The following is a 515-nucleotide window of genomic DNA, read 5'->3' as shown; positions in this document are numbered from 1 at the left end:
CGCGCCCGCCCGTGCGCCGCAGAGCCCGTGTCCTGTCCGCCGTCGCCCTGATCGGCGTCGTCCTGGGCGCCGCCGCACCGCCCGCGTACGCGGATCCCGCTGCCGAGGTGAACCCGCAGTCCGTCGAGCCGGGCGGCACCCTCACCTTCTCCGTCGCCTGCGACCCGACCGGCGGCACCGCGCCCGAGACCATCGACGCCAGCTCACAGGCGTTCGAACAGGGCACCGTCACACTGCAACGCCTCCCCGGCGACGGTGACGCCGCCGCCGGCCCCTCCTACCAGGGCACGGCGAAGATCGCGCCCGCCGCCGACTTCGAGACCGGCGTCGACGCGGCGAACGCGGCCACCGAGTGGGGGGTCGACGGCGTGTGCCCGGCGGCCGCCGACGACGGCGAGGGCAAACAGTGGAGCGCCGCTTTCGACGTCTCCCTCAGCGGCGACCAGTCCTGGGCCACCCAGAAGCCCACCCAAGAGCCCTCGCACCCATCGACCCTTCAGCCCACGCACCAGCCC

At 75.0% G+C, this 515-nt stretch carries 1 protein-coding gene; it reads left to right on the top strand.

The window, feature by feature from the left end; all coding sequences use genetic code 11:
- On the top strand, positions 1–515 hold a 515-nt coding region (locus P1P70_RS45615; RefSeq protein WP_319248498.1), incomplete at both ends, for a hypothetical protein.

Origin of the sequence: Streptomyces sp. MB09-02B (assembly GCF_033794485.1) — a bacterium.
Lineage (GTDB): Bacteria > Actinomycetota > Actinomycetes > Streptomycetales > Streptomycetaceae > Streptomyces.
This window is presented reverse-complemented; position numbering and strand designations above follow the sequence as displayed.